Source organism: Streptomyces sp. NPDC032091, assembly GCF_055580265.1.
In genome coordinates this window covers 64461-90857 of sequence record NZ_JBVILR010000013.1, presented here as the reverse complement: position 1 = coordinate 90857, position 26397 = coordinate 64461, and the positions used below count along the sequence as shown (strand labels likewise).

The 26397-nt window shown below is 76.8% G+C and carries 2 protein-coding genes; both read right to left on the bottom strand.

Annotation, left to right across the window (positions count from 1 at the left end):
* Window positions 1-16 precede the first annotated feature (16 nt).
* A complete protein-coding gene (locus ACZ5NJ_RS21535) occupies window positions 17-15352 on the bottom strand; it encodes a type I polyketide synthase (protein WP_468766824.1) in 15336 nt (5111 codons plus the stop codon).
* Window positions 15353-15410: 58 nt separating this feature from the next.
* Window positions 15411-26351 carry a type I polyketide synthase gene (locus ACZ5NJ_RS21530; protein WP_468766693.1) on the bottom strand — a complete coding sequence of 3647 codons (10941 nt, stop codon included), beginning with the start codon at window positions 26349-26351 and terminating at the stop codon, window positions 15411-15413.
* Window positions 26352-26397: the final 46 nt, after the last annotated feature.

Here is a 26397-nt window from a genome sequence, read left to right as displayed (position 1 = left end):
GTACTCAGGCCGTCGGTCAGGCTTCGCTGTCGCCCAGCGCCAGTTCGATGAGGTGGTCGAGGTCCATGTCCGCGATGGCGGATCCGGTGTCGTGGTCGGGTTCCGTGTCCGTCGCGTCCGCCGCACCGGCCAGGGCCAGCAGGGCGTCGAGGAGCCCGGCTTCGCGCAGGCGGGCCGGCGGGACGGTGGCGAGGGCCCGGCGCACCCGGGTGTCCTCGGGGTCCTCCCCGGCGAGGGGTTCCGCGGCGCCCCCGGGCAGCAGGGTGCTCAGCAGCGCGTCGGTGAGGGCGTTCGGGGTGGGGTGGTCGAAGACCAGCGTCATCGGCAGCGCCAGTCCGGTCACGGTGCCCATCCGGTTGCGGAGTTCGACCGCGGTGAGCGAGTCGAAGCCGAGGTCCCGGAAGGCGCGGTCGGACTCGATGGCGTCCGCGGCGCGGTAGCCCAGCGCCGCCGCGGCCTCGGCGCGCACCCGTTCCAGCAGCAGCTCGTGCCGCTCCTCCGGGCCGAGGCCGGACAGCTCCCGTACGAGGTCGGCGGCCGCGGGGGCTCCGCCGGCGGGGGCGTGGTCGGCCTCCGCGGTGGCGGCCAGCGCCGCGCGTGCCTCGGGCAGGGCGGTGAGCAGGGGGCTGGGCCGGCCGATGGTGAAGGAGGGCGCGAACCTCTCCCAGTCGACGTCCGCCACCACCACGGCCGTCTCGTCGCGGTCCAGGGTCAGTTGCAGGGCCGAGACCGCCAGGGCCGGGGGCAGCGAGGGGAGGCCGCTGCGCCGGAGGTACTCCTCCGCCCCGCCGTCCGCGGCCATGCCGCCCTCGGCCCAGGGGCCCCAGGCGACGGCCGTCGCGGCGAGTCCCCGGGAGCGGCGGTGCTCGGCGAGCGCGTCGAGGAAGGCGTTGCCCGCGCTGTAGGCGGCCTGGCTGCCGCTGCCCCACACGCCGGAGACGGACGAGAAGAGGACGAACGCGTCCAGGTCGCGGCCGGCGAGCAGCTCGTCCAGGTGGACGGCGCCGGCCACCTTGGCCGAGACGACGGCGGCCAGCTCCTCGGGGGTGGTCTCCGCGACGGGGGTGAACTGCGGGAGGCCCGCGGCGTGCACGACGGCGGTCAGCGGGGCGGGGTCCTCCGCGAGGGTGTCCAGCAGGGCCGCCAGGGCCGTCCGGTCGGCGACGTCGCACGCGGCGATCGTCACCCGTGCCCCGGACTCCCGCAGTTCGGCGGCGAGTTCGGACGCGCCGGCGGCCGCCTCGCCCCGCCGGCTGGTGAGGACCAGGTGCTCGGCGCCCGACGCGGCCAGCCAGCGGGCGGTGTGGCCGCCGAGCGAGCCCGTGCCGCCGGTGATCAGCACGGTGCCGCGGGGCCGCCAGCCGCGGCCGGCGCCAGTGTCCGTGGTGGTGCGGGGCGTCCGGGTGAGCCTGCGGACCAGGACGCCGGAGGCGCTCACGGCGAGCTGGTCCTCGCCGTCGGCCCCGCCGAGGACCTCGGCGAGCCGGGCGAGCGTCCGCTCGTCGGGGGTGCTGGCGCCCGTGCCGGTGCCGGTGGCGGTTCCGGCTTCGGTGGCGGTGGCGGTGGCGGTGTCGGGGAGGTCGACCAGGCCGCCCCAGCGGCCCGGGGTCTCCAGGGCGACCGCGCGGCCCAGGCCCCAGACCAGGGCCTGGAGCGGCCGGGTGACCGGCCTGGTTCCGCTGACCGCCACGGCCCCGCTGGTGAGGCACCACAGCGGTGCCTCGACGTCCAGGTACCCGAGCGCCTGGACGAGCGCGACGGTGGCCGTGAGACCGGCCGGCAGGGCCGCGTGCTCCGGGTGGCTGCGGGCGTCCAGGGCCAGCAGGGACAGGACCCCGGCCACCGGCCGGCCGTCCAAGGCCCCGCGCAGCAGCGCGGCGAGGGCCTCGCGGTCGGCCCCGGGGTCGGTGACGGTGACGCGGCGGGGCTCGGCGCCCCGGTCGCGGAGCATCCGGACGTACGGCTCGGCGGTCGCCTCGTCGGGGGCCACGACCAGCCAGGTGCCCGAGGGGGCCGCGGCCGGCAGGTCGGTGCGGGGCTGCCACACCGCCCGGTAGCGCCAGCCGTCGAGCGTGGACCGGGTCCGGCTCTCCCGGCGCCAGGCCGCGAGCGCGCCGAACACCGAGGCCGGCGGCGCCCCGGCGGCCAGGCCGAGCCGCGCGGCGAGGGCTTCCGGCTCCCCGTTCTCGACGGCGTCCCAGAACTCCGCGTCCGCCGCGTCGGCCGGCGCGCCGCCGCCGGCGGCCGGTGCGGGCGGCGCCGTCAGCCAATAGCGCTCGCACTGGAAGGCATACGTCGGCAGGTCGACGCGGCGGGCGCCCCGGCCGGCCAGGACCGTGCTCCAGTCGACCGGGACGCCCTGGACGTGGAGCTGCGCGAGGGCGGTGAGCACCGCCGTCCCCTCGGGGCGGTCCCCCCGCAGGAGCGGTATCGCGGGCCGGCCCTGGACGGCCGCGGCGAGCGCCGTCAGGACGCCTCCCGGGCCGATCTCCAGGAACGCGCCGGCTCCCTCCGCCGCAAGTGCCCCGACGGCGTCCGCGAACCGCACGGGCTCACGGACGTGGGCCACCCAGTAGTCGACCGAGCAGAGGTCCTCCGCCGCGACCGGGGCACCCGTCAGCGTCGAGACCACCGGCAGCGCCGGGGACCCGAAGGACACCTCCTCGACGACCTTGCGGAACTGCGCCAGCATCGGCTCCATCAGCGGCGAATGGAACGCGTGGGAGACCTTCAGCGCCCTCGTCCTGCGCCCCTGCGCGGACAGCGTCGCGACGATCTCCGAGACGGCTGCGGCGGTTCCCGAAACCACCACCGACGAGGGGCCGTTGACGGCGGCGACGCCCCACGCGTCCGGGTCCCCGGAGCCTCCCGCCAGGGCACGGACCTCGGCCTCCGAGGCCTCGACCGCGACCATCACGCCCCCGGCGGGCAGCTCCTGCATCAGCCGGCCGCGCGCGGCCACCAGCTTCGCCGCGTCGTCGAGGGAGAACACGCCCGCGACGTGGGCGGCGGCCACCTCGCCGATGGAATGCCCGGCGAGGAAGTGCGGGGCGACGCCCCACGATTCGACCAGCCGGAACAGGGCCACCTCGATGGCGAACAGCGCGGGCTGGGTGAACTCCGTCCGGTCCAGCGGTTCGGCGTCCTCGCCGAACACCACGTCCCGCAGGGGCCGGTCCAGATGTGCGTCGACGTGGGCGCAGACGGCGTCGAAGGCGTCCGCGAACACCGGGAACGCGGCGTACAGTTCCCGGCCCATGCCCGGCCGCTGGCTGCCCTGGCCGGAGAAGAGGAACGCGGTGCGGGCGCCCGCCGCCGCGTGCCCCCGTACGAGGTCCGCCGACGGCTCGCCCCGGTGCAGGGCGGCCAGGCCGGCGCCCAGTTCCTCGGCGGTCGCGCCCAGCACCACCGCGCGGTGGGGCAGGGCGGTGCGGGACTCGGCCAGGGAGAGGGCCACGTCCGCCGGGGTGGCGCCGGGGTGGGCGGACAGGTGGGCGAGGAGGTTGCCGGCCTGCTCGCGCAGGGCCGCCTCGTCCGCGCCGGACAGCGTCCAGGGCAGGCAGCCGTGGCCGGGGGCGGGGGCCGGCCGTTCCTCGGCTCCCTCGGACTCCTCGGGGAGCCTCGGCGCCTGCTCGATGATGGTGTGGGCGTTGGTGCCGCTCACCCCGAACGAGGAGACGGCCGCCCGGCGCGGCCGGCCGGAGCCGGCGTCCGTCCAGGTTACCGGCTCGGTGAGGAGGCGGACCCCGCCCGCCGACCAGTCGACGTGCGGGGAGGGCGCGTCCACGTGGAGGGTCCTGGGCAGCAGGCCGTGCCGGAGCGACAGCACCGTCTTGATCACGCCCGCCAGTCCGGAGGCGGCCTGCGTGTGGCCGATGTTGGACTTGAGGGAGCCCAGCCAGAGCGGCCGTTCCGCGTCCCGGTCCTGTCCGTACGTGGCGAGGAGGGCCTGGGCCTCGATCGGGTCGCCGAGGGCCGTGCCGGTGCCGTGGGCCTCGACGGCGTCCACGTCGGCCGTCGTCAGGCCGGAGTTGGCGAGGGCCTGGCGGATCACCCGTTGCTGGGCGGGGCCGTTGGGGGCGGTGAGCCCGTTGGAGGCGCCGTCCTGGTTGACGGCCGAGCCGCGGACCACGGCGAGGACCGGGTGCCCGTGGCGTACGGCGTCCGAGAGCCGCTCGACGAGCAGCATGCCGACGCCCTCGCCCCAGCCGGTGCCGTCGGCGGCGGCCGCGAACGGCTTGCAGCGGCCGTCGGCGGCCAGGCCGCGCTGCCGGCTGAACTCGACGAAGGCGTGGGGGCCGGCCATCACGGCCGCCCCGCCGACCAGGGCCAGTTCGCATTCGCCCCGGCGCAGCGCCTGGGTGGCCAGGTGCAGGGCGACCAGGGAGGAGGAGCAGGCCGTGTCCACGGTGAGCGCGGGGCCCTCCAGGCCCAGGGCGTAGGCGATCCGGCCGGACATGACACTGCTGGAGGTACCGGTGAGGAGGTGTCCCTCGACGCCGTCGGGGAGGGCGCCGGGTGTGGCGCCGTAGCCCTGGTAGCCGGAGCCGATGAACACGCCGGTGGCGGTGCCGCGCAGGGAGGAGGGGGCGAGACGGGCCCGTTCCAGGGTCTCCCAGGCGGTCTCCAGGAGCAGGCGCTGCTGCGGGTCCATGGCCAGGGCCTCGCGCGGGGAGATCCCGAAGAACCGGGCGTCGAAGCGGTCCGCGTCGTGGAGGAACCCGCCCGCGTCGACGTAGGTGGTGCCGGGGTGCTCGGGGTCGGGGTCGTAGAGGGAGTCCAGGTCCCAGCCGCGGCCGGTGGGAAAGGGGGTGACGGCGTCCACGCCGTCCACGAGCAACTGCCACAGTTCCTCGGGCGAGTTGGCGCCGCCGGGGAAGCGGCAGCCCATGGCGACGATCGCGATCGGCTCGTCGGCGGCGGTCGCCCCGGCGGGTGCGGCCTGGGTGGGGGCGCCCGCCGCGAGGGCGGCCGGGGCGTGGCCGGACACCTCGGCGTTCAGGAAGGCGGCGAGGGCGTCGGCGTTGGGGTGGTCGAAGACCAGGGTGGTGGGCAGGCGCAGCCCGGTGGCCCGGTTCAGCCGGTTGCGCAGTTCGACGCTGGTGAGGGAGTCGAAGCCGAGGTCCTTGAAGGAGCGTCCGGAGTCCACCGCGTCACGGCCCGAGTGGCCCAGGGCCCGGGCGACTTCGGCCCGGACGAGGTCGAGGAGGACGCGGTGGCGCTCGGCGGCCGGGAGGGCGGCGAGTCCGGCGGTACGGGAAGGGGCGGCGCCTTCGGCCGTGTCCGCTTCGTCCGCCCCTCCTCCGGCTGCGGCGAGGGCCGTACGGGCCTCGGGCAGGTCGGCGAGGAGGGCGCTGGGCCGGGCGAGGGTGAAGGCGGGGGCGAAACGGTCCCAGTTGACGTCGGCGACGACGACCGTGGTCTCGTCGAGGTCCAGCGCCCGCTGGAGGGCGGCGATCGCGGTGTCGGGGGCCATGGCGGGCAGGCCGCGCCGGCGCAGGTGGGCCTCGGCCTCGTCGTCGCCCGCCATGCCGCCGTCGGCCCAGGGGCCCCAGGCGACGGAGGTGGCGGCGAGTCCCCGGGAGCGGCGCTGCTCGGCGAGGGCGTCGAGGTGGGCGTTGGCCGCGCCGTAGGCGGCCTGGCTGCCGCTGCCCCAGGCGGCGGCGACGGAGGAGAACAGGACGAAGGCGTCCAGTTCCCGGTCGGCGAGCAGTTCGTCGAGGTGCCGGGCACCGGCCGTCTTCGCGGCGAGGACGGCGGCGAGGTCGGCGGGAGTCAGGGTGTCGGTCGGGGTGAACTGCGGCAGTCCGGCGGTGTGGACGACGGCCGTGAGCGGGTGCCGGTCCTCCGCCAGGGCCCGCAGCAGGGCGGCCACCTGCTCGCGGTCGGCGACGTCGCAGGCCGCGAGGGTGACGCGGGCGCCCCGTTCCTCGATCTCGGCGGCGAGTTCGCGCGCTCCGGGGGCCTCGGGGCCGCGCCGGCCGGTGAGGACGAGGTGGGCGGCCCCGGCCCGGGCCAGGTGCCGGGCGACCCGGGCGCCGAGCGCCCCGGTGCCGCCGGTGATCAGTACGGTGCCGTGCGGCTGCCGGGCCCGCTCCGGGGTGGGGGTTTCGGCGGTGGTGTGGGTGCGGGCCAGGCGGCGGACGAAGACGCTGGAGGGCCGGATCGCGAGCTGGTCCTCCGCTCCCGTCCCGTCGGCGAGGACCGTGACGAGGCGGTCGGCGGCCCGCTGGTCCAGGACGGCGGGCAGGTCGACGAGTCCGCCCCAGCGGTCCGGGTGGTCGAGTGCCGCCGAACGGCCGAGACCCCAGACCATGGCCTGCTCCGGGCTGGTCAGCGTGTCAGAGCGTCCGGTGCTGACCGCTCCCCGGGTGGCGCACCAGAGCGGCGCGGTGTTCTCCGCGTCGCCCAGGGCCTGGACCAGCAGGGTGGTCAGGGCCAGCCCGGCGGGCAGGTGGGGGTGGTCCGGGTGGGAGGCGTCGGTGAGTGCGAGGAGGGAGAGGACCCCGGCCGGCGCCGGCGCGCCGGGCTCGGGGCGCAGGCGTGCGGCGAGTGCGGTACGGGGCTCGTCGGCCCGTACGGGCAGCACCGCGACCTCGGCGCCGTGGCGGGTCAGGGCCCCGGTGACGGCCGTGACCACGGGGTCGTCCTCCGCGTCCCCGGGGACGGCGAGCAGCCAGGTGCCCGTCGGCTCGGGAGTGGGGCGGGGGGCGCCGGTCAGCGGCTGCCAGGTGATCCGGTAGCGCCAGGAGTCGACGACGGAGCGGCTGCGCTGCCGTCGGCGCCACTGGGACAGGGCGGGCAGGACGGCACTGAGCGGGGTGTCGGCGGCGACGTGCAGCCGTTCGCTGAGGGCGGTCAGGTCCTGGTTCTCGACGGTGTCCCAGAACGCGGTCTCGGCCGGGTCGGCCGCCTTGGCGCCGGTGTCCCGGGGGCCGGCGGGGACCAGCCAGTACGGCTGGTGCCGGAAGGGGTAGGTGGGCAGGTCGACGCGGCGGGCGCCGCGTCCGGCGAACACCGCCTCCCAGTCCACGGGGGTGCCGTGGACGTGGAGCGCGCCGAGGGCGGTGGTGACGGCCTGGGCTTCGGCACGGTCGGCGCGCAGGGCGGGGACGGTGACGGCGTGCTCGTCGAGGATTTCCTGGGCGAGGGCGGTCAGGATCCCGCCGGGCCCGATCTCCAGGAAGGTGGCCACGCCTTCGGCGGCCAGGGAGGTGACGGCGTCGGCGAAACGGACGGCCTCGCGGACGTGCCGCACCCAGTACTCGGGAGTGGCGAACTCCTCCGCGGTGAGCAGGCGGCCGGTGAGCGTGGAGACGACCGGAAGGGACGGGACCCCGAAGGAGACCGACTCCGCGACCTCGCGGAAGGCGTCCAGCATCGGTTCCATGAGCGGGGAGTGGAAGGCGTGGGAGACGGTGAGGGCCTTGGTCTTGCGGCCCTCCGCCACGAGCTTCCCCGCCAGCACCGCCACCGCGTCCCCGGCACCCGAAAGCACCACCGAAGAAGGCCCGTTGACGGCAGCGATGCCCGCACGGTCCTCGAACCCCGGCAGCAGGGCCCGCACCTCCTCCTCCGAGGCCTCCACCGCCACCATCACCCCGCCGGACGGGAGGTCCTGCATCAGCCGGCCCCGCGCCGCGACCAACCGCGCCGCATCCTCCAGCGACAACACACCCGCGACATGCGCCGCCGCGAACTCACCGACCGAATGCCCCGCCACGAAATCCGGGCGCACACCCCACGACTCCACCAACCGGAACAGGGCCACCTCCACCGCGAACAACGCCGGCTGCGTGAATCCCGTCCGGTTCAACAGCTCGACGTCCTCACCGAACACCACGTCCCGCAAAGGCAGTTCGAGATGCGGCTCCAGGGCTGCGCACACGGCGTCGAAAGCCTTGGCGAACACCGGGAACACGGCGTGCAGTTCACGCCCCATACCGAGACGCTGGCTGCCCTGTCCGGAGAACAGGAACGCGGTGCGGCCGGCCCCCGCACGTGCCGTGCCGCATACCGTCTCCGGTCCGGGGGTCTCGCCGCGGGCGAGGGCGGTCAGGCCGTGCAGCAGGTCGTCCCGGTCGGTGCCGGTGATGACCGCGCGGTGCGGGAAGGCGGCGCGGGTGGTCGCCAGGGAGAGGGCGACGTCCGTCGCGTCGGGCCGGTCGGCGGACCGGAGGTGGGCCAGGAGGCGTTCCGCCTGGGCGCGCAGGGCGTTCTCGTCCTTCGCGGAGAGCAGCCAGGGGGTGGGCAGCGGGGCGGAGGGCTCCTCGTCCGGGCCCGCCTGCACCCGATCGGTGGGGGTGTCGGCCGGGGCCTGCTCGATGACGACGTGGGCGTTGGTGCCGCTGACGCCGAAGGAGGAGACGCCCGCGCGGCGCGGACGGCCGTCCCGCTCCGCCCACTCCTGTGCCTCGGTCAGCAGGCGCACGTCCCCCGCCGACCAGTCCACGTGCGGAGACGGCTCGTCCACGTGCAAGGTCCTGGGCAGGACCCCGTGGCGCATCGCCATCACCATCTTGATCACACCCGCCACACCGGCCGCGGCCTGCGTGTGCCCGATGTTGGACTTGACCGTGCCCAGCCACAGGGGCCGGTCCGCCTCGCGGCCGGTGCCGTAGGCCTTCAGCAGGGCCTGGGCCTCGATCGGGTCGCCCAGGGTGGTGCCCGTGCCGTGCGCCTCGACGGCGTCCACCTCCGTCGCGGACAGTCCGGCGTCCGCGAGGGCCTGGCGGATCACCCGCTGCTGTGCGGGCCCGTTGGGGGCGGTCAGGCCGTTGGAGGCGCCGTCCTGGTTGATCGCGGACCCGCGTACGACGGCCAGCACCCGGTGGCCGTTGCGGCGGGCGTCCGAGAGCCGCTCCACCAGCAGCATGCCCGCGCCCTCGGCGAGGCCGGTGCCCTCGGCCGAGGCGGCGAAGGCGCGGCAGCGGGCGTCCGGGGCCAGTCCGCGCTGGCGGCTGAAACCGATGAGCGCGCCCGGGGTGGACATGACGGTGACTCCGCCCGCGAGCGCCAGGTCGCATTCGCCCCGGCGCAGGGACTGGGCGGCCAGGTGGAGGGCGACGAGGGAGGAGGAGCAGGCGGTGTCGACGGTCACCGCGGGGCCTTCCAGGCCGAAGGTGTAGGAGAGCCGACCCGAGACCACCGAGGCGGAGTTGGCGGTCAGGAGGTGCCCTTCCATGTCCTCGGTCTGTTCCGGTGAGAGGCCGAGGGCGTAGTCCTGGCCGTTGGTGCCGGCGAAGACTCCCGTGCGGGTGCCGCGCAGCGTCGCCGGGTCGATGCCGGCCCGTTCGAAGGCCTCCCAGGAGGTCTCCAGGAGCAGGCGCTGCTGGGGGTCCATGGAGAGGGCCTCGCGGGGCGAGATCCCGAAGAACTCGGGGTCGAACTGGCCCGCGTCGTGCAGGAATCCGCCTTCCCTGACGTAGCTGGTGCCGGGGTGGTCGGGGTCCGGGTGGTAGAGCGCGTCGAGGTCCCAGCCCCGGTTGGCGGGCAGGCCGGTGATGGCGTCGGTGCCCGCGGCGACGAGGTTCCAGAGGTCCTCGGGGCCGCGGACCTCGCCGGGCAGCCGGCAGCTCATGGCGACGATGGCGATGGGCTCCTCGCCGCCGGTGGCGGTGGTCCGGCCGGGTGCGGGGGGCGCGGCGGTGACCAGGGCGGTGCCGGGGTGACCGCCGGGGATCTCGTCGAGGAGGTGGCCGGTCAGGGCGGCGGGGGTGGGGTGGTCGAAGACCGCGGTGGCGGGCAGGCGGACGCCGGTGGCGGCGGCGAGCCGGTTGCGGAGCTCCATCGCGGCCAGGGAGTCGAAGCCGAGGTCCCGGAAGGCCCGGCCGGGGTCGACGGCGGCGGGGGTGGCGTGGCCGAGCACCGCCGCCACCTGGTTGCGCACGAGGGTGAGCACGGTGTCCTCGCGTTCGGCGGGCGGCAGGGCGGCCAGCCGGGACAGTTCGGCGGAGAGGCCGCCGGGGCCGGGGGCCGCGCCCTGTGCTGCGCGCCGCGCGGGGGTGCGGACGAGTCCGCGCAGCAGGGCGGGTACGGGTCCGGTCGCGCGGCCGAGCGGCGCGGCCAGGTCGAGGCGTACGGGGGCCAGGGCCGCGTCGTCCAGGGTGAGGGCGGTGTCCAGCAGGCGCAGGCCCTCGTCGGCGGTGAGCGGGACGAGTCCGGCGCGGGCCATGCGCCGCAGGTCCTCGCCGGCCAGCCGGGTCTGCTCGCCGCGCTCGTCCCAGACGCCCCAGGCGAGGGCGGAGGCGGGCAGGCCCTGGGCGCGGCGGTGGTGGGCGAGGGCGTCGAGGAAGGCGTTGCCGGCCGCGTAGGCGCCCTGTCCGGCGCCGCCGAAGGTGCCGGCGAGGGAGGAGAAGAGCACGAAGGCGGCGAGGTCGAGGCCGCGGGTCAGCTCGTGGAGGTGGAGTGCGGCGTCGACCTTGGGGCGCAGGACGAGGTCGAGGTCCTCGGGGCCGAGGGTGTCGACGGGTCCGCCGGCGACGACGGCGGCGGCGTGGACGACGGCGGTGAGCGGCCGGTCGGTGGGGACGGCGGTGAGGAGGGCCGCGAGGGCGTCGCGGTCGGCGGCGTCGCAGGCGGCGACGGTGACGGTGGCGCCGAGTGCGGCGAGCTCCTCCTGGAGGGCGGCGGCCCCTTCGGTGTCGGGGCCGCGGCGGCTGGTGAGGAGGATGTTGCGGACGCCGTGGGCGGTGATGAAGTGGGCGGCGACGAGCCGGCCGAGGGCGCCGGTGCCCCCGGTGATCAGTACGGTGCCCTGCGGGTCGAGGGCGGGGGCGGTGACGGGTTCCGCCGCGACGGGGACACGCGCCAGCCGGGGCACGGACATCCGGCCCTCGCGCAGGGCCAGTTGGGGTTCGCCGGTGGCGACGGCGGCGGGCAGGCGGCGCAGGGAGTCCGGGGTGCCGTCGGTGTCGGCGAGGACGAGGCGGTCGGCGTGCTCGGACTGCGCGGAGCGGATCAGGCCCCAGACGGGTGCGTGCTCCGGGCGGGTGTCCGGTGCCCGGCCGGCGTCCTCACCTGGTACGGCCACGGCGCGGCGGGTGAGGAAGACCAGCCGGGAGGCCGTGAACCGGTCGTCGGCCAGCCAGTCCCGCAGGAGGGCGAGGGCGGCCCGCGCGGTCTCCCGGACGGCTTCGGCCTCCGCGTCGGCGTCGGCGTCGGGCCCGTCGTGCGCCACGGGGAGGACGACGGCCACGGTCGCGGGGACGGGAGTGCCGGCCGTGACGGCTGCGGCCAGGGCGGTGAGGTCGGGGTGGGCGGCGGGGCGCGGCGCTCCGCCGGCCGTCAGTGCGGCGGCGGTCTCCTCCAGGGCGGCCTCCCCGGTGCCGATGAGCGCCCAGGGTGCCTCGGGGGCCGCCCCGGTGTCGGGGACCAGGTGCGCCGGCCACTCCACCCGGTAGAGGGACTCGTGGTGGTCGGTGAGGGCGGCCCGCAGGTGTTCCTCGCGGACCTCGCGGAAGGTGAGGGAGCCGACGGTGGCGACGGCCCGGCCGCCGTCGTCGGTGGCCGTGACGGCGACCGTGTCGGTGCCGGCCGGCGTCAGCCGGATCCGCAGCCGGGTGGCTCCCGCGGCGTGCAGGCGTACGTCCTCCCAGGCGAAGGCCATCCGTCCGGTTCCCATGTCGCCGAGCGGGCCGAAGCCCACGGCGTGCAGGGCGGCGTCCAGCAGGGCCGGGTGGAGCCCGTACCGGTCGGCGCCGGCGCGGGCGCCCTCGGGGAGGGCCACCTCGGCGAACACCTCGTCGCCGAGCCGCCAGGCGGCCCGCAGGCCCTGGAAGACGGGGCCGTAGGCGAAGGAGCGGGCGGCGAGGCCGTCGTAGAAGCCGTCCAGGTCGACGGGGGCCGCTCCGGCGGGCGGCCAGTCCGCCGACGGCGCGGCGTCGTCGGGCGTCGCCGTGGGCGCGGAGTTCAGCACGCCGGCGCCGTGGCAGGTCCAGCCCGCTTCGGCGGCGGCGGTGTCGGGGCGGGAGTGGACGGCGAAGCGCCGGTCCCCGGACCCGTCGGCCGCTCCGACGGCGACCTGGACGAGGACGCCGCCCCGCTCGGGCACGACCAGCGGTGCCTGGAGGGTGAGTTCGGCCAGGTTGTCGCAGCCGAGGTGGTCTCCCGCCCGGACGGCGAGCTCCACGAAGGCCGTGCCGGGCAGGAGGACCGCGCCCAGCACCGCGTGTTCGGCGAGCCAGGGGTGGGTGTGCGTGGACAGCCGGCCGGTCAGCAGCAGGCCGTCCGTGTCGGCGAGGGTGGTGACGGCGCCCAGCAGGGGGTGGTCCGACGGGGCCAGGCCCAGGCCCGCCGCGTCCGCCGGGGCGTAGGGGGCGTCGAGCCAGTAGCGCTCGTGCTGGAAGGCGTAGGTGGGCAGCGGGATCCGGCGGGCGTCCGGGGCGGCGAGGACGGCCGGCCAGTCGAGGGCGACGCCGTGGGCGTGGGCTTCCGCGGCGGAGCGCAGGAAGCGGTCGGTGCCGCCTTCGCCGCGGCGCAGGGTGGCGAGGGCGACGGCCGTGCCGCCCAGGTCGTCGAGGGTCTCCTGGATGCCGATGGTGAGCACCGGGTGGGCGCTGACCTCGATGAGGGCGCCGTGGCCGTCCCGGACGAGGGCGCGGGTGGCCTCGTCGAAGCGGACGGTCTGGCGCAGGCTGCGGTACCAGTACTCGGCGTCGAGCCGGTCGGTGTCCAGGGCGCCGCCGGTGACGGTGGAGTAGAACGGCACCTCGCAGGCGCGGGGGGTGATGTCGGCGAGCGCTTCGAGGACCTGTGCGCGGACCTCTTCGACGTGCGCGGAGTGGGAGGCGTAGTCCACGGCGATCAGCCGGGCCCGGATCCCGTCGGTGTGCAGGGCGTCGCGGAGTTCGGTGAGGGCGTCGCCGTCGCCGGAGACGACGGTGGAGGCGGGGCTGTTGACGGCGGCGACCGACAGCCGCTCGCCCCACGGGGCCAGCAGCGGGGTGAGCCGGTCGTGGGGCAGGGCGACGGAGAGCATGCCGCCCCGGCCGGACAGTGCGGTCAGGGCCCGGCTGCGCAGGGCCACGACCTTCGCGGCGTCCTCCAGGCTGAGCGCGCCGACGACGGCCGCGGCGGCGATCTCGCCCTGGCTGTGGCCGGCGACGGCCGCCGGGTGCACCCCGTGGGAGCGCCACAGTTCGGCCAGGGAGACCATGACCGCGAACAGGACGGGCTGGACGACGTCGACCCGGTCGAAGCCGGGGGCGCCGGGCGCGCCGCGCAGGGCCTCCGTCAGCGACCAGTCGACGTGGGGGGCGAGGGCTTCCTCGCACTGGCGGATGCGTTCGGCGAAGACCGGTGCGGTGTCGAGGAGTTCGACGGCCATGCCGGTCCACTGGGAGCCCTGGCCGGGGAAGACGAAGGCGGCCCGTCGGGTGTCGGTGGCGGTGCCGCGCACCACGTGGGTGCCCTCGGGGGCGGGTGCGCCGGGCTCGGCGTCGGCGAGGGCGTCCAGGGCCCGGTCCAGGCCGGCCCGGTCGGCGGCCAGGAGGACGGCGCGGTGGGGGAAGGGGGTGCGGGTGGTGGCGAGGGAGAGGGCGATGTCGGCGGCCGTCGGGGCGCCGGCCGCGGGCTCGGCGGGCAGGGCGGCCAGGTGGGTGCGGAGCCGGGCGGCCTGCGCGGCGAGGGCGGCGGGGGTCTTGGCGGAGAGCGGCCAGGGGACGAGGCCCGGCCGGCTGTCCGGAGCTCCGGCGTTGGTCGCGGGCGCGCCGTCGGTGCCGTGGGGCGTGCCGGTGTCGGCCGCGTGGTCACCGCCGATGCCGACGAGGGTGGCCGCGCGGTCGGCGAGGGCGCTGCCGAGGGTGCCCGCGCGGCCCGCGATGGCGGCGCCGAGGGATGTGGCGCGGCCGGCAAGGGCGGCGGCGGCACCGGCGGCGGGGCCGGCTGTGGGGGCGGCCGGGGTGGCGGCGGGGGTTTCCGTCGGGGAGCTGTCGATGTCCTCGGCCGTCGGGGCCGGTTCGACGGTCGGGGCGAGGTGCTGTTCCAGGACGACGTGCGCGTTCGTCCCGCTGACGCCGAAGGCCGAGACGGCCGCCCGGCGGGGCCGGCCGGGCTCCGTCTCGGGCCACGCGGTGTTCTCCGTCACCAGGGAGACGGCCCCCGAGGACCAGTCGACGTGCGGGGTCGGGGCATCGACGTGCAGGGTCTGCGGCAGGACGCCGTGGCGCAGCGCCTGCACCATCTTGATGACGCCCGCGACACCCGCCGCCGCCTGGGTGTGCCCCAGGTTGGACTTGACGGAGCCCAGCCACAGGGGCCGGTCGGCGGGCCGCTCCTGGCCGTACGTCGCGAGCAGGGCCTGCGCCTCGATGGGGTCCCCGAGTGTGGTGCCGGTGCCGTGGGCCTCGACGGCGTCCACGTCGGACGGGGAGAGCAGCCCGTTGGCCAGGGCCTGGTGGATGACCCGCTGCTGGGCGGGCCCGTTGGGGGCGGTGAGCCCGTTGCTGGCGCCGTCTTGGTTGACGGCGGAGCCGCGGACCACGGCCAGGACCGGGTGGCCGAGCCGGACGGCGTCGGAGAGCCGTTCGACGAGGAGCATGCCGACGCCCTCGGACCAGCCGGTGCCGTCGGCCCCGGCGGAGAAGGCCCGGCAGCGGCCGTCGGGTGAGAGCCCGCGCTGCCGGCTGAACTCGACGAAGGTCGTCGGTCCGGCCATGACGGTGACCCCGCCGGCGAGCGCGAGGTCGCATTCGCCCTGGCGCAGGGCCTGGACGGCCAGGTGCAGGGCCACGAGGGAGGAGGAGCAGGCGGTGTCGATGGTGACGGCCGGGCCCTCCAGGCCGAGGGTGTAGGCGATGCGGCCGGAGACCACGCTGCCGGTGTTGCCGGTGCTGACGTATCCCTCGATGCCCTCGGGCATGGCGGGCAGGCGGGAGACGTAGTCGTGGTACATGACGCCGGCGAACACCCCGGTGCGGCTGCCGCGCAGGGACTGCGGGTCCAGTTCGGCGCGCTCGACGGCCTCCCAGGCGGCTTCGAGGACGAGCCGCTGCTGGGGGTCCATGGCGAGGGCCTCGCGGGGGCCGATCCCGAAGAACCCGGGGTCGAACTCGGCCGCCCCGTCCAGGAATCCGCCTTCGCGGGTGTAGGTGGTGCCGGGGTTCTCGGGGTCGGGGTCGTAGAGCGCGTCGAGGTCCCAGCCGCGGTCGGTGGGGAAGCCGGATATCGCGTCGCGGCCCGAGGCGACCAGGTCCCACAGGTCCTCGGGGGAGGCGACACCGCCGGGGAAGCGGCAGCTCATGCCCACGATCGCGATGGGCTCGCGGTTCCTGCCCTCGGCCTCGCGCAGCCGCCGGCGCGCGTGCCGCAGGTCGACGGTCGCACGCTTGAGGTAGTCGCGGAGCTTGTTCACATCGGTCGTCATCTGGATTTCTGTTTCCTCAACGCGAAGGGATGGGCGTGCCGGTCGATCAGTGGGTGTCGAGCTCGCCGTCGAGCAGGTCGAAGAGCTCTTCGTCGGAGGCCTGCGCCACCTCGGCCGCGCCGGGGCCGGGAGCACCGGGGGCGCCGGGGCCGGGGTCGGCCCCGCGCCATTTCGCGAGGAGGACCTCCAGCCGCAGGGCGGCGGTGGCGCGGGCCGCCCGGTCGTGGGCGGCTCCGGCGAACGCGGCTTCCAGCCGGTCGATCTCGGCGAGCAGCGAGGGGGCCGCGGCGTCGGCGCCGGGACCACCGGCGGGCAGGGCGCCGGCGAGGTGGTCGGCGAGGGCGGCCGGGGTGGGGTGGTCGAACAGCAGGCTCGCCGGGAGCCGCAGCCCGGTGGCCGCGCCCAGGTGGTTGCGCAGTTCCACGGCGGTCAGCGAGTCGAAGCCGAGGTCACGGAAGGCCTGCGCGGCGCCGACGGCCTCGGCGGAGGTGTGCCCCAGCACGGCGGCGACCTGGGCCCGGACGAGCCCGAGGAGGATCCGCCGGCGCTTCTCGTCGGAGGCCCCGGCCAGCTGGGCGGCCAGTGCCGCGGTGCCGGTCGCGGGGGTCGCCGCCGGGTGGGCGGCGACCCGTACGAGTCCGCGGAGCAGGGCGGGTACCGGCTGAGTGCCGGCGCGGCGGCCCAGGGCGGCCGGGTTCAGGCGTACGGGCAGCAGTACGGCCTCCGCGCCGGCGGCCGTGCTGGTCGCCGCGGCCGCCGCGATCGCCGCGTCGAAGAGGGCGAGGCCCTCCTGCGGGGCGAGCGGTGACACGCCCGCGCGGGCCATCCGGGCGAGTGCGCCCGCGCCGGCCGCGTCCAGCATTCCGTGCGGGCCCGCGGCGTCCGCCCAGGGTCCCCACGCCAGCGAGACGGCCGGCAGTCCCGCCGCCCGGCGCGTCTGGGCGAGGGCGTCCAGGCCGGCGTTGGCGGCGGCGTAGTTGGCCTGCCCGGCGGTGCCGAGGGTGCCGGCGAGCGAGGAGAACAGGACGAAGGCCGAGAGGTCCCGGTCCCGGGTCAGTTCGTGCAGGTGGAACGCCGCGTCCGTCTTGGGCCCGAGGACGCGGTCCAGCCGTTCGGCGGTGAGCGAGCCGACGAGGGCGTCGTCGAGCACGCCGGCCGCGTGCACCACGGCGGTCAGCGGGTGGGCGGCGGGGATCCCGTCGAGCAGGGCGGCGAGCGCGCTGCGGTCGGCCGCGTCGCAGGCCGCCAGGGTCACCTCGGCGCCCAGGGCGCCCAGTTCGGCGGCGAAGGCGGACGCGCCCTCGGCGTCGGGCCCGCGGCGGCTGGTCAGCAGGAGGTGGCGTACGCCGTGCGTGGTCACCAGGTGCCGGGCCACCAGCCGGCCCAGGGCGCCCGTCGCCCCGGTCACCAGGACCGTTCCGGCCGGGTCCGGTACCGGGCGGGCGGTGTCCGTCGTGGGTGCGGGGGCGGGCGTGCGCGCCAGCCGCGGCACGAGCACCCGTTCCTCCCTGACGGCGCACTGCGGCTCTCCGGTGGCCAGCGCCGCCGCCAGCCGGGCGGGGGCCGTCGAGTCCTGCTCGGGTTCGGGCCGGACGTCCCCGTCTGCGTCCCCGTCGACGTCCACGAGGACGAAGCGGCCGGGGTGTTCGGACTGGACGGACCGGACCAGACCCCACACGGCGGCCTGCGCCGGGTCCGGCCCGGCCGTGTCCCCGTCGCCCGTGCGGACCGCGTTGCGGGTGACGAGGACCAGCGGCCGCGGGTCCTCCTCCCCCGCCTCGGCCGCCGCCAGCCACTGCTGTACGAGGGCCAGGGCCCGGGCGGTGGCGTACCGCACGGCGGCGTGTGCCTCGGCCGGACGGTCCGGGAGCTCCGCCTCCAGCAGCACCACGTGGGCGGCGGCCGGCGGCGCGGACGGAGCCGGGGGCGCCTCGGTCCACTCGACGCGGAACAGCACGTCCTGGAGGCGTCCGGCCCGCGCGGCGGCGAGCTGCTCGGCCGAGACCGGCCGCAGGACCAGGGAGTCCACGCGGGCCACGGTGCGGCCGCTGGTGTCGGCGGCCAGCAGGGACACGGCGTCCGGGCCCGCGGGGGCCAGCCGGACCCGGAGGGCGGTCGGTCCCGCGGAGGGGGTGGCGGCGGGAAGGGTGACCCCGGTCCAGGAGAAGGGGACCCGCGCCCGCCCGGTGCCGCCGTCCGCGTCGCCGTCCGCATCGGCGTCCGCGTCGGCGTCGGTGCCGAGCAGGGTGTCGTCGAAGGCGACCGCGTGCAGGGCCGCGTCCAGCAGGGCCGGGTGCAGGCCGAAGCCGGTGACGTCGGTCCCGTCGGGGAGTTCCAGCTCGGCGAAGACCTCCCCGTCCCCGCTCCACGCGGCGCGTACGCCGCGGAACAGCGGGCCGTAGTCGAGCCCCAGGCCCGCCATCCGCTCGTACAGGATGTCGGGGGACCCGGCGGGGACGGCCTGCGGCGGGGGCCAGGCGGCCAGGGCGGCCCCCTCGCCGGGGGTGGCGGCGGCGGACAGCGTGCCGGCCGCGTGGCGCGTCCACGGCTCGTCGGCGGGCACGTCCTGCGGGCGCGAGTGGATCTCCAGCGTCCGGCGGCCGTCGGCGTCGGGGGCCGCGACGCGGACCTGGATCCGGACGGCCCCGTCCTCGGGCAGGGCGAGCGGTGCGCCGAGGGTCAGTTCGTCCAGCCGGTCGCAGCCGACACCCTCGGCGCGGGCGGCGTGCAGCGCCAGGTCCACGAAGGCGGTGCCGGGGACGAGGACGGTACCCAGCACGACGTGGTCGGTGAGCCACGGGTGGGTGGCGAGCGAGAGCCGGCCGGTGAGGACGAGCCCTTCGCCGTCGGCGAGCGGGACGGCGGCGCCCAGCAGGCGGTGGTCCGCCTCGGCCAGACCGGCGGCGCTGACGTCACCGGGGGCGGGGGCCGGCGCCAGCCAGTAGCGGGTGCGCTGGAAGGGATACGTGGGCAGCTCGACGCGGCGGGCACCGCGTCCGGCGAACACGGCCTCCCAGTCCACGGGGGTGCCGTGGACGTGGAGCGCGGCGAGGGCGGCGGAGACGGCCGCCTCCTCGGCACGGTCGGCGCGCAGGAGTGCCACGGCCACCGCGTCCTGGTCCAGGAGCTCCGCGGCTTCCTGGGCGAGGGCGGTCAGGATCCCGCCGGGTCCGATCTCCAGGAAGGTGCGCACGCCTTCCGCGGCCAGGGAGGTGACGGCGTCGGCGAAACGGACGGCCTCGCGGACGTGCCGCACCCAGTAGTCGGCCGAACCGAACTCCTCGGCGGTTACCAGGCGGCCGGTCAGCGTCGAGACGACCGGCAGGGACGGGACCCCGAAGGAGACCGACTCCGCGACCTCGCGGAAGTCGTCGAGCATCGGTTCCATGAGCGGGGAGTGGAAGGCGTGGGAGACGGTGAGGGCCTTGGTCTTGCGGCCCTCCGCCGCGAGCTTCCCCGCCAGCACCGCCACCGCGTCCCCGGCACCCGAAAGCACCACCGAGGCCGGCCCGTTGACGGCGGCGATGCCCACACGCTCCTCGAACCCCGGCAGCAGGGCTCCCACCTCCTCCTCCGAGGCCTCCACCGCCACCATCACCCCGCCGGAGGGAAGGGCCTGCATCAGCCGGCCCCGCGCCGCGACCAACCGCGCCGCATCATCCAGCGACAACACACCCGCGACATGCGCCGCCGCGAACTCCCCGACCGAATGCCCCGCCACGAAGTCCGGGCGCACACCCCACGACTCCACCAACCGGAACAGGGCCACCTCCACCGCGAACAACGCCGGCTGCGTGAATCCCGTCCGGTTCAACATCTCGACGTCCTCACCGAACACCACGTCCCGCAAAGGCAGTTCGAGGTGCGGATCCAGGGCCGCACAGGCGGCGTCGAAGGCTTCGGCGAACACCGGGAACGAGGCGTGCAGTTCACGCCCCATACCCAGGCGCTGGCTGCCCTGCCCGGAGAACAGGAAGGCGCGCTTCCCGCTCCCGGGCGCGGTCGTGGCGCGTACCACCGCGCGCGAGGGGGTGTCTTCCGCCAGGGCGGTGAGGGCCTCCAGCCGCCCGGCCGGGTCCTGGGCGAGCACGGCCGCGCGTTGTTCCAGGGCGGCGCGTCCCGTGGCCAGGGAGTAGGCCACGTCCGCCGCCTGCCGGTCCGGGTCCTGGGCGTACGGCAGGAGGCCTCGGGCCTGCGCGCGCAGGGCTTCCGGGCTCTTGGCGGAGAGGAGCCACGGTGCCGTGAAGGGGGCCGCGGGGGCCTCGGTGGCGGCCGGCTGCGGGGCCTGCTCCAGCACGACGTGGGCGTTGGTGCCGCTGAAGCCGAACGAGGAGACGGCAGCCCTCCGGGGCCGTGGCCCCCGCGTCCATTCCACGGGTTCGGTGAGGAGCCGGACGGCGCCGGAGGTCCAGTCGATATGCGGGGAGGGCTCCTCGGCGTGCAGGGTCCTGGGCAGGACGCCGTGGCGCAGGGCCTCGACCATCTTGATGATCCCGCCGACCCCGGCCGCCGCCTGGGTGTGGCCGATGTTGGACTTCAGCGAGCCCAGCCACAACGGGCGCTCCTGCGGCCGGCCTTGACCGTAGGCGGCGAGGAGGGCTTGCGCCTCGATGGGGTCGCCCAGCCGGGTGCCCGTGCCGTGCGCCTCGACCGCGTCCACGTCCGTCGCCGCGAGTCCGGCGTTCGCCAGGGCCTGTGCGATGACGCGTTCCTGTGCGGGGCCGTTGGGGGCGGTGAGCCCGTTGGAGGCGCCGTCCTGGTTGACGGCGCTGCCCCGGACCACCGCCAGGACCGGGTGCCCGGCCCGCACGGCGTCCGAGAGCCGTTCCACCAGGAGCACGCCCACGCCCTCCGCCCAGCCCGTGCCGTCCGCGTCGGCGGCGAAGGCCTTGCAGCGGCCGTCGGCGGCCAGTCCGCCCTGCCGGCTGAACTCGACGAAGGCGCCGGGTCCGGCCATCACGGTCACGCCGCCCGCGAGGGCGAGGTCGCATTCGCCCTGGCGCAGGGCTTGGACGGCCAGGTGCAGGGCGACGAGGGAGGAGGAGCAGGCGGTGTCGACGGTCACCGCGGGGCCTTCGAGGCCAAAGGTGTAGGAGAGCCGGCCCGAGATGACGCTGCCGGAGTTGCCGGTGCCGAGGAAGCCCTCCACCCCTTCGGGGACCGTCTGGAGGGAGGAGGCGTAGTCGTGGTACATGACGCCGGTGAACACGCCGGTCCGGGAGCCGCGCAGGGTGGCGGGGTCGATGCCGGCGCGTTCGAAGGCCTCCCAGGAGGTTTCCAGCAGGAGCCGCTGCTGGGGGTCCATGGCGAGGGCTTCGCGGGGGGAGATCCCGAAGAAGGCGGCGTCGAAGTCGCCGGCGTCGTGGAGGAATCCGCCGCGGAGGGTGCTGCTGGAGCCGGTGGCGCCGTCGCTCGCGGAGAGCAGGTCGAGGTCCCAGCCCCGGTCTTCGGGGAAGCCGTCGATGGCGTCGGTGCCCTCGGTGAGCAGCCGCCACAGGTCCTGCGGGGAGCGTACGCCGCCGGGGTAGCGGCAGCCCATGGCGACGATGGCGACGGGTTCGTCCGTGGCGGCCCCGGCGGGGGCGGACGGGCGGGTGGCCGCCGCCGGGCGGGGGGTGTCCGTGAGCCGGTGCAGCAGGTGGCGGGCGAGGGCGTCGGGGGTGGGGTGGTCGAAGACCAGGCCGGCCTGGAGGCGTACGCCGGTCGCCGCGGCGAGGCGGTTGCGCAGTTCGACGGCGGTCAGCGAGTCGAAGCCCAGTTCCCGGAAGGCCTGGCCCGCCTGGACGGCTTCGGGGCGGCCGTGGCCCAGGACGGCCGCGGCGTGCGTCCGGACGAGGTCGGCCAGCAGGGCGGTCCGGCCCGTCTCGGGCAGCGCGCCCAGCCGCTCCGCCAGTGCCTCGCGGACGCCGTCGGGTGCTCCGGCCGTGGCGGCCCCGCTCCGGCGCACGGGGGCGGGGACCAGGTCCCGCAGCAGGGCGGGCAGGGTGCCGGCGCGGGCTTGCTCGCGCAGGACCGGGAGGTCCCAGCGGACGGGCACGAGCAGGGGTTCGGCGGAGCCCAGGGCGCGGTCGAGGAGTCCGAGGCCCTCGTCCGTGTCCAGGGCGAGGAGTCCGGAGCGGCCGATGCGGCGCTGGTCGGCTTCGGCGAGGGCGGCCGTGAGGGTGCTGCTGCGGGCCCACAGGCCCCAGGCCAGGGAGGTTCCGGGCAGGCCGGCGGCGCGGCGCTGCCGGGCGAGGGCGTCCAGGGCGGCGTTGGCGGCGGCGTAGTTGCCCTGGCCGGGGTTGCCGAAGACCCCGGCGGCCGAGGAGAACAGGACGAAGGCGGAGAGGTCCAGGTCGCGGGTGAGGTCGTGCAGGTGGAGTGCGCCCGTCACCTTGGGGGCGAACACGCGCCGGATCCGCTCGGGGGTGAGGGCCGGTATGACGCCGTCGTCGGTGACGCCCGCCGCGTGCACGACTGCCGTCAGGGGGTGTGCGGCGGGGAGCGCCGCCAGCCGGGCGGCGAGCGCCTGACGGTCGGCCACGTCGCAGGCCGCGGTGTCCACCACGGCGCCCTGGGCGGCGAGTTCGTCGGCGAACTCCCGGGCGCCTTCCGCGTCCGGGCCGCGGCGGCTGAGGAGCAGCAGCCGGCGGACGCCGTGCCGGGTGACGAGGTGGCGCGCGACCAGGCGGCCGAGGGTGCCGGAGGCGCCGGTCACCAGGACGGTGCCGTGCGGCGGGAGGGCCGGGGCGGGGCCGGTGTCCGCGCCGGTGTCCCGGCCGGCCGCCGGCGGGTCGGCGCGTTCCAGCCGGGGTGCGAGCAGGGCGGCGCCGCGCAGCGCCAGTTCCGGTTCGCCGGTGGCGGCAGCGGCGGCGAGCAGGGCGGGGTCCACGGTGTCGGGGGCGTCGGCGGTGTCGAGGAGGAGGAAGCGGCCGGGGTTTTCCGACTGCGCCGAGCGCACCAGGCCCCAGACGGCGGCCTGTGCCGGGTCGGCGCCCTCGGCCGGGCCGGTGGCGACGGCGCCCCGGGTGAGGACCAGCAGCCGGGAGGCGGCGAAGCGGGCGTCCGCGAGCCATTCCTGGACGAGGGCGAGTGCGGTGTGCGCGGCCGCGGCGGGCCGGTCGGCGTCCGCCCCCGGGGTGTCCCCCTCGGCCGGTACCGCGACCGTGACCGCCACCGTGTCCGGGACCGGGGCGTCCTCGGCGCGCAGGGCGGTCAGCGAGTCGGACGGGGCGGGTACGGCCTGCTCGGCGGCGGCCGGCGTCACGGGGGTCCACAGCGGCCGGAACAGCCCGGCGCCGCCGGTGTCGGCCGCCGCGGCCAGCTGTTCGGGGGTCACGGGGCGCAGCGCGAGGGAGTCCACGCTGAGCACGGGCCGGCCCGTGCCGTCGGCGAGGAGCAGGGTGACGGCGCCGTCGGTGTCGGGTGCGGGGGCCAGGCGCAGCCTGAGCGTGGTGGCGCCGGTCGCGTGCAGGGTGACGCCGTGCCATTCGAAGGGGATGCGGGGCCCGTCGTGCGGGCCGTCGCCGGCGAGGCCCGCGGTGTGGAGGGCGGCGTCGAAGAGGGCGGGGTGCAGGCCGAATCCGGTGGTGTCGGTCCCGTCGGGCAGGGCGATCTCGGCGAAGAGTTCGGCGCCCCGCCGCCAGCCGGCGCGGACCCCGCGGAACAGGGGCCCGTAGTCCAGGCCGAGGCCGGCCAGGCGGTCGTAGAGGGCCGTGGGGTCGGCCGGTTCGGCGTCGGCCGGGGGCCAGGCGGTGAGTGCGGTGGTGTCCGGGAGGGGGGCGGGATCGGCGTCCAGCAGTCCGGAGGCGTGGCGGGTCCAGGTGTCGGCGGCGAGGGCCTCGTCCGGCTGGGAGTAGAGGTGTATGCCGCGCCGGCCGTGGGCGTCGGCGGCGTCGACGACGGCCTGGAGCCGGACGCCGGTGTGCGGGGGCAGGACGAGCGGGGCCTCCAGGGTGAGGTGCCCGATGCGGCCGCAGCCGACCTGGTCGCCGGCGCGGACGGCCAGGTCGACCAGGGCGGTGCCCGGCAGGAGGGGGGTGCCGAGTACGCGGTGGTCGGCGAGCCAGGGGTGCGTGGTGAGCGAGGCGCGGCCGGTCAGGAGGACGCCCCCGCCGTCGGCCGGGGTGACGACGGCGCCGAGGAGGGGGTGGTCGGCGGGCCGGAGGCCGGTGCCGGAGAGGTCGCCGGTGGCGGGCCGGGTAGCGAGCCGGTACTCCTCGCGCTGGAAGGCGTACGTGGGCAGGTCGGCGCGGCGGGCGCCGCGGCCGGCGAAGACCCCTTCCCAGTCGACGGGGGTGCCGTGGACGTGGAGGCGGGCGACGGCGGCGGTGACGGCAAGGTCCTCGGGCCGGCCGGGGCGCAGGGCGGGGACCGTGACCGCCCGCTCGTCGAGGAGGTCGGCGGCCAGGGCGGTCAGGACGCCGCCGGGGCCGATCTCCAGGAAGGTGCCGGCGCCTTCGGCGGCGAGGGATCGGACCGCGTCGGCGAACCGTACCGTCTCGCGGACGTGCCGCACCCAGTACCGGGCGGAGCACCACTCCTCGGCGGGCAGGGGCCGGCCGGTGAGGGTGGAGACGACGGGCAGGAACGGCGCGGCGAAGGAGACGCCTTCGAAGGCCCGCTCGAACTCGGCCAGCACGGGCTCCATGAGCGGGGAGTGGAAGGCGTGGGAGACGGGCAGCTCCTTGACCTTGCGGCCCTGGGCGGACAGCCGTCCGGTGACGGCGGCCACGGCCGCGGCGGTGCCCGAGACGACCACGGACCGGGGTCCGTTGACGGCGGCGATGCCGGCCTGGTCCTCGTGGCCGGCGAGCAGTTCCCGCACCTCCTCCTCGGAGGCCTCGACGGCGGTCATCACTCCCCCGGCGGGCAGGGCCTGCATGAGCCGGGCGCGGGCGGCCACCAGGCGGGCCGCGTCATCGAGGGAGAACACCCCGGCGACGTGGGCGGCCGCGAACTCGCCCACCGAGTGGCCGGCCAGCAGGTCGGGGCGCACGCCCCAGGACTCCAGCAGCCGGAACAGCGCGACCTGGAGGGCGAACAGGGCAGGCTGCGCGTGGCCCGTCCGCTCCAGCAGGGCGGCGTCCGCGGCGAACACCGTCTCCTTCACGGGGCGTTCGAGGTGCGGGTCCAGGGCGGCGCAGACGGCGTCGAAGGCTTCGGCGAACACCGGGTGGGCGGCGTGCAGTTCGCGTCCCATGGACGGGCGCTGGCTGCCCTGGCCGGAGAACAGGAACGCGGTCCGGTCCCGGGGCAGGACCACGCCCGTGGCCGTGCTGCCGTCCGGGGTGTCGGCGGGGGTCTCGCCGCGGGCCAGCAGGTCAAGGGCCCGGCGCAGTCCTTCGGGGTCGCGGGCGACGATCGCGGCGCGGTGGTCCAGGGCGGCCCGGGTCGTCGCGGTGGAGAGGCCGACGTCGGCCAGGGACCCTCCGGGGTGGTCGGCGGTGTGGCGCAGGAGGCGGGCGGCCTGCGCGCGCAGGGCGGCCTCGGTCTTCCCGGACAGCAGGACGGGCGTGTATCCGGTCCGGGCGGCCGGGACCGCGTCCGGGCCCTGCACGGGCTCCCGTTCGGGGTGAGGTTCCGGGTGCGGGGGTTCCTCCAGGACGACGTGGGCGTTGGTGCCGCTGAACCCGAAGGAGGAGACGGCCGCCCTGCGGGGCCGTTCGCCCTCCGCCCACGGGACGGGCTCCGTGAGCAGCCGTACCGCGCCGGAGGACCAGTCGACGTGCGGGGACGGGGCGTCGACGTGGAGGGTCCTGGGGAGCAGGCCGTGGCGCAGCGCCTCGACCATTTTGATCACTCCGCCGACGCCGGCGGCGGCCTGGGTGTGCCCGATGTTGGACTTCAGCGAGCCCAGCCACAGGGGCCGCCCGGCGGGGCGCCCCTGTCCGTACGTGGCGAGGAGGGCCTGGGCCTCGATCGGGTCGCCGAGGGTGGTGCCGGTGCCGTGGGCCTCGACGGCGTCCACGTCGGCGGGGTTCAGCCGGGCGTCGGCGAGGGCCTGGCGGATGACCCGTTGCTGGGCGGGGCCGTTGGGGGCGGTGAGGCCGTTGGAGGCGCCGTCCTGGTTGACGGCGGAGCCGCGGACCACGGCCAGGACGGGGTGGCCGAGCCGGACGGCGTCGGAGAGCCGTTCGACGAGCAGCATGCCGAGGCCCTCGCTCCAGCCGGTGCCGTCGGCGGCGGCCGCGAAGGGCTTGCAGCGGCCGTCGGCGGCCAGGCCGCGCTGCCGGCTGAAGTCCACGAAGGAGGTGGGGGTGAGCATGGTGGTGACGCCGCCGGCGAGGGCCAGGTCGCATTCGCCCTGGCGCAGGGCCTGGACGGCCAGGTGCAGGGCGACGAGGGAGGAGGAGCAGGCGGTGTCGACGGTGACGGCAGGGCCTTCGAGGCCGAAGGTGTAGGCCACGCGGCCGGAGACCACGCTGGCGGCGCTGCCGGTGCCGATGTAGCCGTCGACGTCCTCCACGGCCCGCTGGAGCAGGGCGTTGTGGTCGTGGTACATCACGCCGGTGAACACGCCGGTCCGGCTGCCCTTGAGGGAGGTGGGATCGATGCCGGCCCGTTCGAAGGTCTCCCAGCAGGATTCCAGCAGGAGCCGCTGCTGGGGGTCCATGGTGAGGGCCTCGCGGGGCGAGATGTCGAAGAGGCCGGCGTCGAAGAGGCCGGTGCCGTCGAGGAACCCGCCCGCCCGGACGTGGCTGGTGCCGCGCGACTCCGGGTCGGGGTCGTAGAGCGCTTCCAGGTCCCAGCCCCGGTCCGCGGGGAACTCCGCGATGGCGTCCCCGCCGTCCGCCAGGAACCGCCAGAGCTCCTCGGGGGTGGTGATCCCGCCGGGGAAGCGGCAGCTCGTCGCGACGATGGCGATCGGCTCGTGCCGGGCCGCGTCGAGGTCCCGCAGCCGCTCGCGGGCCTCGTGGAGGTCCGCCGATACCCGCTTGAGGAAGTAGCGGAGCTTTTCCTCGTTGTTCTTCGCCTGGAGGTCAGTCACTGGGGTCACCTTTTGCATCGAGCCCGTGCGGGCCGGGGGCCGTGGGGCCTGTGCGGTCGAGGGG

Coding starts and splice junctions, on each gene's coding strand:
- ACZ5NJ_RS21530 (WP_468766693.1), bottom strand. CDS start 26,351: ATGCAAAAGGTGACCCCAGTGACTGACCTCCAGGCGAAGAACAACGAG.